Raw genomic sequence first — 12,536 nt, 5'->3', positions numbered from 1 at the left:
ATCTCGCTTCAGAAAAGGAGGGTTTTCCAATGATTGATGCCCGATGCAACTGCGGTGCTCTCACGCTCACGCTTCCAGGATCCTCAAAACTGGTCGTCGCCTGTCATTGTCTTGACTGCCAACGCAGGACCGGCGCGCCATTTGGCGTCGGCGCCTTTTATCCGATCGACGCCGTTGCCATCTCCGGAACTGCGAAAGAGTTCACCCGCGAGGCAGCCAGCGGCGGCAAGGTCCACACCTACTTTTGTCCCAATTGCGGATCGACGATCTATTGGAAGGCCGACAAGCTACCATCGCTGATCGGCATTGCAGTCGGCGCACTGGCAGACCCAAAATACCCGTCCCCCGCCAGACCGGTTTTCGAGCAGTCGAAACATGATTGGGTTCAAATTGACGGTGCCGTCGAACACTTCCAGCAAAGCAGTGCGGCAAAAAATTCAAACTGAAACACAACCTGGCGTTCAACTGCCGTATCGGACCGGAGCGAACGGCACCAGCATCGGGACGCGCCTGGCATAATCGTCATAGGCACTGCCCAACTCGCCGCGCAGGAAGCTTTCTTCCAGTCTTGCCTTCGTCACGATGCCGATGATGAGCAAAGCGGTTCCGGCAATGCCCCAGACCGTACCCTTGGCCGCCATGGTGGCCAGGATCGCCAACAGCAGTCCGGTGTAGATCGGATGCCGGACCAGCTCATACGGGCCGGTGTCAACAACGTGGTGCCCGGCCTTGGCGGTGATGGTGCCCGACCACAGCCTGCCGAGATGCAGGCGCGCCCACCAGGCAAAGGCGATGCCGATGGCGATCAGGGCGACACAGATCCATGCCTCGGCGAAGTTCGGCATCCATAACCTGAGCCGGCCTTCATAGCCGTGCGCTGGAATGAACAGCAACACCGCGCCAACCAGCCAGAGAACCCGATAGCGAACCTCCGCCCTGAACCCGGCGCGTTTCTGGGCCGGGTCGGCCCAGAGCGCTGCGGCGGCCCAAGTTGCCGCCCAGATCAACCAAAGCAGAGCGATTGCCGTCCCGGGTTGCAATGGTGAGTCTCCTGAAACTGCCTGGCTGTCACCATGAAACCGGCGCAGCGCGTCAGCAATGCGGCGCAGCTTGGGACTGGTTCTATTTTCAGGTAAGAAGATCGTGATCCGCGCCCTCATTCATTGGGGCAGCTGAACATCCACTGCACGCCAAAGGCGTCGACCAGCATGCCGAAGCTGGTTCCCCAATATTGCCGCGCCAGGGGCACGGTGATCCGGCCGCCTGCGGCGATGCGGGCGAAAAGCTCCCGCATCGCCGGCAGGCTGTCGAATTCCAGACAAAGGGCGGAGCCCTTCATTGGCTCCGCATCGTCATTGTCCGAGGCATGAAACAGCACGCCCGGGCCTTCGAACCGCGCATGCAACACCTTTCCGCGCATGGCTTCGGTTCGCACCGGCATGGTGTTGTCGCCCCAGCGCAGCAGGATCGTTCCCCGGCCAAGGCCGCACTGTTCGTAGAAGGCCAGTGCCGGCTCGCAATTGGTGGTGAAGAACAGCGAAGGGGAGAGCCGCATCGGTTCGCTCCTGTTCATCGCAGCCGCCAAATCACTGCGCTGCGGCGGTTGCGGCAGCGACAAGTGCCTCGCCCGAATATTGCCGGCTGCCGATGCCCCAGCCGCCGTCGGGCGCATTGACGATGTTGATCCAGGTGTTTTCAGGCCGGTGGCCGGGCACGCAGAGCTCGGCGACAATGCCTGCGGCCGCGGTGATGAAGGCATTTCGGGTTTCGATCGAACCAAGGCCGATGTTCGGCAGCTTCAGCTCGACCATGACGACCGGCCGATTGGCGCCACCGGCATAGATGCGATGCAGTGGCAGGATGTGGACCGTGCCGCCGACGATCCCGGTGAAGAACGCATTGCCGGTGGCGCCGGAGGCTTCGATGAGGGCGGCGCTGAGACGCGGCAGGATCTCGCGCTCTCCCGTGGGGGTCAGTACGCCTTCGGGCGCGGTCACGGTGATTGGCATTTGGCTCTCCTTTTCGCTGGTTTCCATGGTCTTGCCGGCGGACATGTCTCCCAGCTTGCCACGTTTCGTATCAATTGTTACGTTACGCGGAGAGGGCGAGTCAACAGGTTTCGTATCGATCACTATGGATAAATTGGAAAAGCCTAGGGGTGGCCGGCCACGCGCATTCGATCCCGACCGGGCACTGGATGCCGCGATGCATCTGTTCTGGGAGCATGGCTATGAGGCGACATCGCTGGCCATGCTGCGCGAGGCGATGGGGCTGACGCCGCCGCAGATCTACAACGCCTTCACCGACAAGGAGACTTTGTTCCGCAAGGCGCTGACGCGCTACCACCAGACCGAGATCGGCTTTGCGCTGGAGGCGCTGAGCGCGCCGGTTCCGACGGGGGAGGCGATCCGGCGGTTGCTGCTCGGAGCGGCGGAGGCCTATTCCAGGGCCGGCAAGCCGGGTGGCTGCCTGTTCGTCAGCGGTGCGCTCGCAGCTTCGCCGCAGGCACAAGCCATTGCGGATGAACTCAAGGCCTATCGCAAGGCAAGTGAAGCGGCGATCGCCGAGCGGCTGGCCAAGGGCCGGGCAATGGGCGACCTGCCGGAAGGTCTGTCTGTCGAGGGCTTCGCCAAATACCTGGCCGGCGTCATGAACGGCATGTCGATCCAGGCGCGGGACGGCGCTTCGGTCGAAGAGTTGCGCACTTTGGCCCAAACCGCCCTTGCGGTGTTCGCGATCGAAGGGCAAAAACAGGGCGCATCATCCAAGGAATGAAGCCGATGCTGGATCTCTTCCCCGAGGCTGAAAAGCCGATCGAAATCGTACCGGCGCGAAAGCTGGTCGCCAAGGTGGCAGCGCTTTACGTGGCGCCATCGGATCATTTCGAGACGCGCCCGGCCGATGCGTTGCGGCTGGGCTTCGATGGCATATCAGGCGATTTCCACGCCGGCGCGACGCGGCGCTCGGGCGGGCGCGAGCCCTGGTATCCGCGCGGTACCGAAATGCGCAACGAGCGGCAATTGTCTGTTGTGGCGGCGGATGAACTGGCCATCGTCGCCGAACGCATGGGCCTGGCCGAGATCAAGCCGGAGTGGATCGGCGCCAACCTTTTGATCGAGGGTGTGCCGCATTTGTCCATGCTGCCGGCCGGCACGTTGCTGTTCTTCAAGGACGGCGTGACCATCAAGGTCGACGCACAGAACGGACCTTGCCGCCTCGCCGGCCGATCGATCGCCGAACATGCAGGGATGGCCGACGTTGAAGCCGGCGCGCTGCTGTTCCCGAAATCGGCGAAGCGGCTGCGCGGCCTTGTCGCCTGGGTCGAGAAGCCGGGAACGATCAAGGCCGGCGAGGAGATCTCGGTGCGGGTGCCTGAGCAGTGGATCTATCAGAGCTAGACTCTCGCCCGCATCGGAATAGGTATTTCCGCATGGGGGCTACGCCGCCGGGGGCGGCGTAGCAAAAAGCGCTGGGCTTAGGCCCTGCGGTTCTTTTTCGCGCCCTGCGCCATGATGGAAACGTCGTCCCACTTTTCCCAGGTGGCGATGCGGTTAGCGTATTCCTGCTTGATCATCGGCAGGCCTCCATCGCCGAAGAACACGCGCAGCGGCGGCTCGGCGGCGTCGACAATGGCCAACATCGCCGCTCCGGTGGCCTCGGGATCGCCGGCGACGGAATTGGCGCGGCGCTCGGCCATCTTGGCGCGGGCGGGCGCGTAGGCTTCGATCGGCTTGGAAACCTTGGCCGACGGGCCGGCCCAATCGGTGGAGAAACCGCCCGGCTCTACCAGCGTCACATGGATGCCGAATTCCGCGACCTCGATGCCGAGCGACTGGCTGAAGGCTTCCAGCGCCCATTTCGAGGCGTGGTAAAGGCCGAGCGAAGCAAAGGCATTGACGCCGCCGATCGACGAAATCTGGATGATGTGGCCGGAACGCTGTGCCCGCATGATCGGCAGCGCGGCCTGGGTGACCCAGAGAGCGCCGAAGACATTGGTTTCGATCTGGTCGCGAGCTTCCTGTTCGCTGACTTCCTCGATGGCGCCGAAATGGCCATAGCCGGCATTGTTGATGACGACGTCGAGCCGGCCAAAGCGCTTGTGCGCCTCGGCGATCGCGGCATTGACGGCTTTCTTGTCGGTGACGTCGAGCTTTATCGCGGCAATATTATCGCCGTACTTCTCGACGAGATCGGCGAGCGTGCTGGCATCGCGGGCGGTTGCCGCGACGCGGTCGCCACGGGCGAGTGCTGCCTCGGCCCAGACGCGGCCAAAGCCCTTCGACGATCCGGTGATGAACCAAACCTTGTTTGTCATGATGTGGAGTCCTTGCCCCTGCCGGCGTGATTTCGAGTGAAAGCGGAGGCCTCTCCGCTTTCGGGCATATACGGTGCATCCCGTGCTTTTCCAGAGGCGGGGAAATCTTTTTTGAACAAGCCGCCTTGATGATCAGGGATATTGCACCGGGCTCGACCATGCCGGGTCGTCGTGCTTTTGCCAATAAAGCGCCATCAGGCGGCTGGTGATCGGCCCGACCTTGCCGTTCGCGATCCGGGCGCCGTCGATCTCCGTCACCGGCATGATGCCGCCGGCGGTCGAGGTGATGAAGACCTCGTCAGCCTCGCGCAAAGCGGCGACACCGACATCGTTGGTGGCGGCGGCAAGACCTTCTCCGGCGCAGAGGTCGAAGACGGTGCGCCGGGTGATGCCGGGCAACACGCCATTGGCCGGCGTCGACAGTTTGCCGTCCGTGACGCAGAAGACGTTGAAGCCCGGACCCTCGGCGACATTGCCGTTGAAATCGAGAATCAGCGCGGTCTCGGCGCCACGGTCATAGGCATCGTAGAGACCGCGCACCAGATCGAGCCAGTGGTAGTTCTTGATCGCCGGGTCGATCGAGGCCGGCGGAATGCGCACCTTGTCGCTGATGGCGACACGCAGGCCGCGCTGCAACTGCTCGGCATTGGCGACCGAGCCGAACGGCACCGCGAACGCCATGAAGCGGTTGACCGCCTGGCGCGGGTCGCGGCTGAAGGTCGGCGAGGCGCCGCGCGTGCACAGCATTTCGACATAGGCGGCGCGATGGCCGGACAACGCGACGCAATTGTGCAGGATTTCGGTCACGCCTTCACGGTGGAACGGGATCGTCATGCGCAGCTTCTCCAGCCCGCCGAAAAAGCGGTCGAGATGCAGGTCGAGGCGGAAGAAGCGGCCTTTCCAGACATGCACGGTGTCGTAAGTGGCGTCTGAATGCAGAAAACCCCAATCCAGCACCGAGATCTTCGCTTGCGACATCGGCAGGTACTGGCCGTCGAGGAAGGCGATGCCGTCGGGATAGGAATGCGGGTCGATGTAACGGTCGCTGACCGTCGGCAGTGGCTTGGCATCCTTGGTTGCCATCGTCTGGCTCATCGGGGCGTCCTCTCGCACAAGGCGGGATCGGCAGGCTATCGGCGCCACGCGGAAGGCATAGAGCCAGCCGCCCGGCGCTGTTCGTCCTCGATGACGATCTGGACGATACATTAGAAGGGAATTGTCTTACGTTGCGGGCTCTGACCGGGAGGGGACATGGGCAGGTTTGGGACTGTCATCGCAGCCATGATGATTTTCGCCGCCGCTGGTCAAGCCAGTGCCCAATGCGCGCGCGAAGGCGAGGAGTTGTGCCAGAGCGGCCAGACCTATCGCTGCGAGAAAACCGGCAGCGAATTGACGCCGATCTTCCAGAACGTGCCTTGCGTGGTGAATGTACCGACGCTGAGCGGCACCTGGGTCGGCAGCGGCCATCAAAGCCCGGCCGGGGCTACCGGGGCGGACTGGTCGATCGCCATGACGATCAATGATGGCGGCACGTCGATCGATTATCCGTCGCTCGGTTGCGGCGGATCGCTGTCGCAGACGTCCAGGGACGATACGTCGACGGAATACCATGAGAGCATCACCTACGGTCAGGACAAATGCATCGACGGCGGCAACATCACCGTCCGGTTTTTCAAGGGAAATCTGTCCTGGACGTGGACCGGCCAGGCCGACGGCCAGCCCTACAATGCGGTCGCCGTGCTGACGCGGCAATAAACGACCTGAAGCCTCATTCTTCCTCGTCGTCGGCATCGAGCAGTCGTGTGGCGCGCCAGCGGGTCAGCACGATGTTGGTCTGCTCGATGACGAAGAACCGCGCCGAGTCGCGGTCATAGCCTTCGCCCAGCAGCTTTTCGTAATCGGTGTGCACGTGGCGGATGTGGGCAATGGTCGCCAGCCACACGGCGATGGTCGGCGGCAAGGTTTTCATGTGAACCGAGCCGGCATCCGCACGGATCTTCTCCATGTCGGCATAGGGCGCCAGCGGCAGAAGTGCTGTCAGCGCCTTGGCGATGGCACGGCGGCGGCCGGTCGGCGCTTTCATCGCTCGTCGCGCCCTTCGAAGGTCGCCTCGGCGATGGCGTCAGTCGAGGCGAAATAAGGCTTGATGTCGATGACCGGTGTGCCATCGAGCGCATCGATGGCGTCGAGATCGAGGCGCCCAGTGCCGATGTCGAGCCCGACCAGCCTGGCCACATGCAGGCCGACTGGGTTCGGCCGGGCAGGGGAGCGCAGCGAAAATACGCCTTTGGCGTCAGCCGCATGGCGGGGTTTCTGCACAATCAGGCTTCGCGGTGCATGGTGCAGCCAGGACAGGATGATGACGTGGCTGGCGCGCTCCAGCCCCTGCAGGCCAGGGCGAAAGGGCGCGTCGATGGTCAGCACCGCCGGCTGCCCGGTCGCGCGCGCGGTGCGCATGTTCTTGGGGCAGGTCTCCCGTGTCGTCCATGGCGAGGTGATGCGGCCGATGAAGACGATGCCGCCGTCGGCTGGCATCAGCGCCGGATCGTTTTCCAATTTCTGCTCGCCGTCGCGCGCCTCGAACATCTCACGCGGTCCGGTCATTTCCGCCCTCGCATCTTTTTGGTCGGGATCACGCAAGCGGCATTTTCTTGTCCGGAAGCGACATAGCCCTTGCAAGGTGTCGAAAATCGACATAAACATATGTTTATATCTTTTTCAAAGAGAATACGCTGATGCATGTCTCGCTCGACACCATGGTGGACACATTGAAGGCGGCGGCCGAATCCAGCCGCCTGCGCATATTGGCACTGTTGTCGCGCGGCGACCTCACCGTTTCCGATCTTACCGAAATTCTCGGTCAGTCGCAGCCACGCGTTTCGCGGCACCTCAAGTTGCTGCTGGAGGCCGGGCTGATCGGCCGCTACCAGGAAGGGTCGTGGGCCTTCTTCCGCCTGTCTGACGCGGATTCCGCGCGTGACTTCGTCATGGGGCTGGTTTCCGGCATTCGCGGTGCCGATCCACAGGTCGAGCGCGATCTCGAGCGGCTGGGCGCGGTCAAACGCAAGCGGCAGGACCGGGCAGCCGAGTATTTTTCCGTGAATGCGGCAAGCTGGGACCATATCCGCTCGCTGCATGTGCCGGACCGCGCCGTCGAAGCCGCTATGCTGAAACTGGTCGGCAAGCGGCCGTTCCAGTCGATGCTCGATCTGGGCACCGGCACCGGGCGGCTGCTCGAAATCTTCTCGCCGCTCTACCGGCGCGGCGTCGGCATCGACATGTCGCGCGAGATGCTGACCGTGGCGCGCGCCAATCTCGACAAGGCCGGCGTTTCGAATGCGCAGGTGCGGCAGGGCGACATCTTCGCGCCGCCCGTCGAGCGCGATGCCTTCGATCTCGTCACCATCCACCAGGTGCTGCACTATCTCGACGATCCAGCCCGCGCCATCCACGAGGCGGCGCGGCTTTTGCGCCCGGCCGGGCGGCTGGTCATCGTCGACTTCGCGCCGCACACGCTGGAATTCCTGCGTGACGAGCACGCGCATATGCGGCTCGGTTTTTCCGACCGGCAGATCGCCGACTGGTTCGCAGAAGCCGGCCTCGATCTCGAGGACAGCCAGGAGTTCGAGCCGCGCGGCGGCAACGAAGCCAGGCTCACCGTAAAACTCTGGCTCGGCCGCGACCGGCGCCTGCTGATCGCCGATCCTTCCAACGACACAAGGCAGATAAGGGAAGTTGCCTGATGAACCAGTTCCGCTTTTCCCGCCGCCCCGACATTGGTGACAAGGTCCGGGTTTCCTTTGAATTCTTCCCGCCGAAGACCGACGAGATGGAGGCAAGGCTGTGGGACACGGTCACGAGGTTGGAGCCGTTGAAGCCGAAATTCGTCTCGGTGACCTATGGCGCCGGCGGCTCGACGCGTGAGCGCACCGCACGCACCGTAAAGCGCATCCTGACGGAAACCGGAATTCCGGCTGCGGCGCATCTGACCTGCGTCGGTGCAACGCGCGAAGAGGTCGACGCGGTCATCCAGGATTACAAGTCGATCGGCATCAACCGGTTCGTGGCGCTGCGCGGCGACCCGGCTTCCGGTGTCGGCGAACCCTATCGCCCGCATCCAGGCGGCTACGAGAATGGCGCGGAACTGGTCGCCGGGCTTAAGAAAATCTCGGATTTTGACATCTCCGTAGCGGCTTACCCGGAAAAGCATCCGCAAAGCCCGGATTTCGCCACCGACATCGAGATGCTGAAACGCAAGGTCGACAATGGCGCGACGCGCGCCATCACCCAGTTCTTCTTCGACAATGATCTCTACGAGCGCTATGTCGAGCGCGTCCGCCGCGCCGGCATCTACATCCCCATCGTGCCGGGCATCCAGCCGGTTCATAGTTTCAAGCAGGTCGCGAACTTTTCCGCGAGGGCGGGCGCGCATGTGCCTGGCTGGCTGGCGGAGCGGTTCGAGGGGCTTGACCGGGACCCGCAGACGCATGCGCTGGTGGCGTCGGCGGTGGCGGCCGAACAAGTCATGGACCTGGTCGAGCGCGGGGTCGGCGATTTCCATTTCTACACGATGAACCGGGCCGATCTGGTTTTTGCCATCTGCCACATGATCGGCATCCGCTCGCACGAAGCTGAGGCGGCCGGGTCAGCTGCGGCATGAATTGGCTGAAAAAGCAAAAGGCCGGGTAAAAAACCCGGCCTTTCGAATCGGTTGGACTATTGGGTGCTGGTCTTCCCCGTCTTGGCGGGTCAGGGAAGAAAGCCCATAATGAGGGCTCCGATGAAGGCGAATGCAGCACAGATCATCAATGCGTTGATAGGCCTCGTAAGTCCCATGACATAGCCTCCTCTTAAAGAGCTATGTCTGAGAGTCTAGGTTCATTTGTGCCACAGGCAAGCGGAAAATGTGCTGCATTGCGACGTGATTGCTAGATTTGCGACCCACCTTTTGCCGTTAGGCATTGAAACTCTTCGGCAAAAACCCGCTTCAGACCTGTGAATAAATTATGGCGCTGATGTGTCGTTGCTGTGTCATGGCAGCGCTACCGTGTCGGTCCTAACGCCTTCCGAACAATCGTCCGTCGATGGTGACGAGGCCAAGTGCGATCAGCACCACGCCGCCGATTTCGAACAGTTCGAGCCGCTCACCGAGGAACAGGAAGCCGAGCAGCATGGCGCTGGCCGGCACGATGAGCGTGACCAGCGAAGCGTTGGTGGCGCCGGCCGAGGCGACGAGGTTGAAATAGAGGATGTAGGCGAAGGCGGTGGACAAAAGCGCCAGCGCCAGCACTGCCGCCCAGACAGGGGGCGAGGCCGAGAACGGGCCCGCCGGACCATAGGTGAAGAGCACGATCGGGATCATGATGATGGTCGAGGCGGTCAATTGTCCGGTGGCGATGACCGGCGAGGGCACGCCCTTGAAGCGGCGGGCGACCATCAGCGCCACGCCATAGGACAGCGAGGCGCCGATCAACGCGAATTTGGCCCAGACCGGGCCGCCGAGCCCGGCAAGCAGGCCGGGACCGATCATCACCGCCGTGCCGGCGATGCCAAGCGCAATGCCGGCGAGCTTATTCCAGGAGAGCTTTTCGTCTGATGTCAGCGCGTTGGCGAGGATCAGCGTCCAGAACGGCGTCGTTGCGTTGAGCACCGAGGCAACGCCGGCGCCAAGCTGGGTCTGGCCGGCGAAGATCAGCGAGAAGGGGATGACATTATTGGTGAGCGCCAGCAGGAAGAACAGGCTGGCATGGGGAAGCGCGAGGCGGAAGGATGGTCCGCGAATGGCGAGATACAACTGCAGCGCGATCGCCGCGATGGCGACGCGAAACAGCACCAGCACCAGCGGATGAAGTTCCGCCACCGCGATGCGGGCAAAGAAGAACGAGCCGCCCCAGATCGCACCGAGCAGCAGAAGCTGTCCCCAGTCCTTGAGCACCATCGGCCCGCGTGGCGCGGATGTCGCGGTCATTGCCATGTCAATCGTCCTCCCCCAGACGGCCTGAATGCCAGCCGGTCAGGCAGAACGCATATCGGGTCCGGCGACAAGGGCCACCCGAAACCTGACTGATGGCAAACGCTGCCGCCAAAGACCTAGCGCCGCTGCGTCAGGTGCACGAGACACAGAATTGTTTTCATTAGCCGCTAGCTTGGATTAATTGTGCGCGGCCCAGGTAAGGATTCGTCCATGCAGCGATTCGAGAATGCCCGCGAGGCGGCACTGGCGCTTCGCCCGGACGATCCGATCTATTGCTTCCGCCCGCAGGTGCTGATGGCTGATGCCAGGCAGTTCATGGGCATGTTCCCCGGCAAAACCGCCTATGCGGTCAAGACCAATGGCGAGCCGATCGTGCTGAAGGCGCTGGTCGAGGCCGGCGTCACCGCTTTCGACGTCGCTTCGCCCGGCGAGTTCGCCGCCGTGCGCGCAGTCTCACCCGATGCCGAGATGCTCTACATGCATCCGGTCAAGGCGCAGTCGGACATCAAGCTGGCGCTGGAGAAGTACGCCGTCCGGGTCATTTCGCTCGACCATGAGGACGAGATCACCAAGCTGACGCGGGTGGTGCGGGCACTCGACATCGATCCGGGCGCGATCAGCGTGTTCGTGCGCATCCAGACGAAAGGATCGGCCGCCTACGAACTGTCGAAGAAGTTTGGCGCCGGGCCGGCCTATGCCGTCGAACTGGCGGAGCGGCTGAACCGCACCGGCTACAAGGTTGGCCTGTGTTTCCATGTCGGCAGCCAGATCGAGGATCCCGACACCTATGAGCGGGCGCTGGCCTCGGCCGACTGGGTGCGCAACCGGCTGACCTTCGACATTGCCGGGCTCGACGTCGGCGGCGGCTTTCCGGCCGAATATGGCCATGACCCGAACCGCAAGCAGATCGAGATGCCGTCGCTCGGCCAGATCATGTCGCGGCTGTCCGGTGACCTGAAAGAGTATCAGTTCGACCAGATGCCGCTGGTGGCCGAGCCCGGCCGGGTGATCGTGGCGCGCTGCCTGTCGCTGATCGTGCGCGTGCTGCTGCGCAAGGGCAAACGGCTCTACATCAATGACGGCATCTGGGCATCGCTGTCGGATTCATGGACCGGCAAGATCACGTTGCCGGCGCGTTTTATCCCCGATCCGGCGATCCGCTCGCGCAATGGCGAGGACAAGAACATCGTGCCGTTCAGGGTCTGCGGCGCGACCTGCGATTCCGTCGACATCCTGTCGCGGCCGTTCTGGCTGCCGGAAACGGTCGACACCGGCGACTGGATCGAGATCGGCCATATCGGCGCCTATTCGCTGTCGCTCAGGACCCGCTTCAACGGCTTTTATCCCGACACCTTCGTCGAGGTGACGACGCCGTTCGACGAAGGCGACGCGCCGCAAGGATTTGCGAGCCTGGAGACGATGGCGGATTAGGCCACCCCACCCCCGGCCTGGATATTCTCGCCGGTCAGCCAGCGCGCCTCATCGCTGGCCAGGAAGACCGCGACGTCGGCAACCTCGCGCGGCGCGCCGATTCTGCCGAACGGCGACATGCCGGCCGCCAGGGCGCGATCGCGCTCGGGAAGCAGGTCCGTGTCGGTGAAGCCCGGCGACAACGCATTCACGGTGACGCCGCGCGGCCCAAGTTCACGCGAGAGCACGCGCACGAATTGTTCGACCGAGCCCTTGCTGCCGAGATAGAGCGCCGTCTGCGTGAAGAACATCCTGGTGCCGCCGGTGGAGACAGCGATGATGCGGCCGCCGTCGCGCACGCGGCGCGCCGCTTCCTGAAGCGTGAAGAAGGTGCCCCTGGCGTTAGTCCCGAAGACCAGGTCGAAATCGGCTTCGGTGGCCTCGATCAGCGGCTTGATGACGGCGATGCCTACATTGGCAACGACAATATCGATCGCGCCCAGCTGGCTTTCGGTCTGGTCGAACAGGCGGCGGACATCGTCAACGACGGAAATGTCGGCCTGGATGGCGACCGCCTTTCCGCCTTTGCTGTCGATGGCGGCCACCACCTCGTCGGCGGCTTTCTTGTTGCCGACATAGTTGACAGCGACCGCAGCGCCATTGGCCGCGAGCCCCTCAGCGATTGCGCGGCCGATGCCGCGCGAACTACCGGTGACAACTGCTGTTTTGCCTTGCAAAGACTGAGACATGATCAATTCCCTTCAACCATTCAGAAGGCGCGCCGGTCTGTTTGACGACGCCGATGATTGAGAAATAGCGGCATGCAATTGATCAGTT

General features: G+C 63.0%; 16 protein-coding genes. 7 read left to right on the top strand and 9 right to left on the bottom strand.

The annotated features are described in order from the left end of the window. The first annotated feature begins 29 nt into the window (after nt 1-29). Complete coding sequence (locus ACFFNA_RS02785; RefSeq protein ID WP_378915412.1) at nt 30-446, top strand: GFA family protein; 417 nt, start codon at nt 30-32, stop codon at nt 444-446. Nucleotides 447-461: 15 nt separating this feature from the next. Here ACFFNA_RS02785 and ACFFNA_RS02780 read toward each other — a convergent pair whose 3' ends face one another. The 3 genes from ACFFNA_RS02780 to ACFFNA_RS02770 form a co-directional block, all read right to left on the bottom strand. Next, nucleotides 462-1,040 carry a methyltransferase family protein gene (locus tag ACFFNA_RS02780; protein ID WP_378915410.1) on the bottom strand — a complete coding sequence of 193 codons (579 nt, stop codon included), beginning with the start codon at nt 1,038-1,040 and terminating at the stop codon, nt 462-464. 116 nt (nt 1,041-1,156) lie between these two features. Beyond that, nucleotides 1,157-1,555 (bottom strand): VOC family protein, encoded by a 399-nt coding sequence (locus tag ACFFNA_RS02775; protein WP_378915630.1) that lies wholly within the window; start codon nt 1,553-1,555, stop codon nt 1,157-1,159. A gap of 31 nt (nt 1,556-1,586) precedes the next feature. Next, nucleotides 1,587-2,009: a tautomerase family protein gene (locus ACFFNA_RS02770; protein WP_378915408.1), complete on the bottom strand. Its 423-nt coding sequence runs from the start codon at nt 2,007-2,009 to the stop codon at nt 1,587-1,589. A 124-nt stretch (nt 2,010-2,133) separates the two neighbouring features. On the opposite strand from ACFFNA_RS02770, the gene ACFFNA_RS02765 reads away from it, so the two are divergent. Both ACFFNA_RS02765 and ACFFNA_RS02760 read left to right on the top strand, forming a co-directional pair. Further along, nucleotides 2,134-2,775, top strand: coding sequence for a TetR/AcrR family transcriptional regulator (locus ACFFNA_RS02765; RefSeq protein WP_378915406.1), 642 nt, complete (start codon nt 2,134-2,136; stop codon nt 2,773-2,775). 5 nt (nt 2,776-2,780) lie between these two features. Beyond that, nucleotides 2,781-3,398: an MOSC domain-containing protein gene (locus ACFFNA_RS02760; RefSeq protein ID WP_378915404.1), complete on the top strand. Its 618-nt coding sequence runs from the start codon at nt 2,781-2,783 to the stop codon at nt 3,396-3,398. Nucleotides 3,399-3,475: 77 nt separating this feature from the next. On the opposite strand, the gene ACFFNA_RS02755 is transcribed toward ACFFNA_RS02760, so the two are convergent. Further along, complete coding sequence (locus tag ACFFNA_RS02755) at nt 3,476-4,315, bottom strand: SDR family oxidoreductase (protein ID WP_378915402.1); 840 nt, start codon at nt 4,313-4,315, stop codon at nt 3,476-3,478. A gap of 132 nt (nt 4,316-4,447) precedes the next feature. Continuing rightward, nucleotides 4,448-5,410, bottom strand: coding sequence for a D-amino acid aminotransferase (locus ACFFNA_RS02750; protein WP_378915400.1), 963 nt, complete (start codon nt 5,408-5,410; stop codon nt 4,448-4,450). A gap of 156 nt (nt 5,411-5,566) precedes the next feature. Between ACFFNA_RS02750 and ACFFNA_RS02745 the strand changes: the two genes are divergently transcribed. Then, nucleotides 5,567-6,070 (top strand): hypothetical protein, encoded by a 504-nt coding sequence (locus ACFFNA_RS02745; protein ID WP_378915398.1) that lies wholly within the window; start codon nt 5,567-5,569, stop codon nt 6,068-6,070. Between the two features lie 13 nt (nt 6,071-6,083). On the opposite strand, the gene ACFFNA_RS02740 is transcribed toward ACFFNA_RS02745, so the two are convergent. Together ACFFNA_RS02740 and tsaA are read right to left on the bottom strand one after the other, a co-directional pair. Continuing rightward, on the bottom strand, nt 6,084-6,398 hold the full coding sequence (locus tag ACFFNA_RS02740) for a DUF2293 domain-containing protein (protein WP_111543632.1): 315 nt from the start codon (nt 6,396-6,398) through the stop codon (nt 6,084-6,086). Next, a complete protein-coding gene (gene tsaA, locus ACFFNA_RS02735) occupies nt 6,395-6,919 on the bottom strand; it encodes a tRNA (N6-threonylcarbamoyladenosine(37)-N6)-methyltransferase TrmO (RefSeq protein ID WP_378915395.1) in 525 nt (174 codons plus the stop codon). The genes ACFFNA_RS02740 and tsaA overlap by 4 nt, the downstream gene beginning before the upstream one ends. Nucleotides 6,920-7,050: 131 nt before the next feature. Here tsaA and ACFFNA_RS02730 point away from each other — a divergent pair, with 131 nt between their 5' ends. Both ACFFNA_RS02730 and metF read left to right on the top strand, forming a co-directional pair. Continuing rightward, nucleotides 7,051-8,058: an ArsR/SmtB family transcription factor gene (locus tag ACFFNA_RS02730; RefSeq protein WP_111543634.1), complete on the top strand. Its 1,008-nt coding sequence runs from the start codon at nt 7,051-7,053 to the stop codon at nt 8,056-8,058. Then, the gene (gene metF / locus ACFFNA_RS02725) at nt 8,058-8,975 is read left to right on the top strand and encodes a methylenetetrahydrofolate reductase [NAD(P)H] (protein WP_378915394.1); all 918 of its coding nucleotides are present in this window, start codon (nt 8,058-8,060) and stop codon (nt 8,973-8,975) included. The genes ACFFNA_RS02730 and metF overlap by 1 nt, the downstream gene beginning before the upstream one ends. Nucleotides 8,976-9,371: 396 nt before the next feature. Here the strand turns inward: metF and ACFFNA_RS02720 are convergent, their stop codons facing one another. Beyond that, nucleotides 9,372-10,289: a DMT family transporter gene (locus ACFFNA_RS02720; RefSeq protein WP_111543636.1), complete on the bottom strand. Its 918-nt coding sequence runs from the start codon at nt 10,287-10,289 to the stop codon at nt 9,372-9,374. 210 nt (nt 10,290-10,499) lie between these two features. On the opposite strand from ACFFNA_RS02720, the gene ACFFNA_RS02715 reads away from it, so the two are divergent. Further along, the gene (locus ACFFNA_RS02715; protein ID WP_378915392.1) at nt 10,500-11,720 is read left to right on the top strand and encodes an alanine racemase; all 1,221 of its coding nucleotides are present in this window, start codon (nt 10,500-10,502) and stop codon (nt 11,718-11,720) included. Here ACFFNA_RS02715 and ACFFNA_RS02710 read toward each other — a convergent pair. Continuing rightward, nucleotides 11,717-12,448, bottom strand: a complete 732-nt coding sequence (locus ACFFNA_RS02710) for an SDR family oxidoreductase (protein WP_378915390.1) — start codon at nt 12,446-12,448, stop codon at nt 11,717-11,719. The genes ACFFNA_RS02715 and ACFFNA_RS02710 overlap by 4 nt on opposite strands. Nucleotides 12,449-12,536: the final 88 nt, after the last annotated feature.

It is taken from the genome of Mesorhizobium kowhaii (assembly GCF_042431665.1).
Classification (GTDB): domain Bacteria; phylum Pseudomonadota; class Alphaproteobacteria; order Rhizobiales; family Rhizobiaceae; genus Mesorhizobium; species Mesorhizobium kowhaii.
The sequence above is the reverse complement of the archived record's forward strand: the minus strand, read 5'-3'. Positions and strand labels throughout refer to the sequence as shown.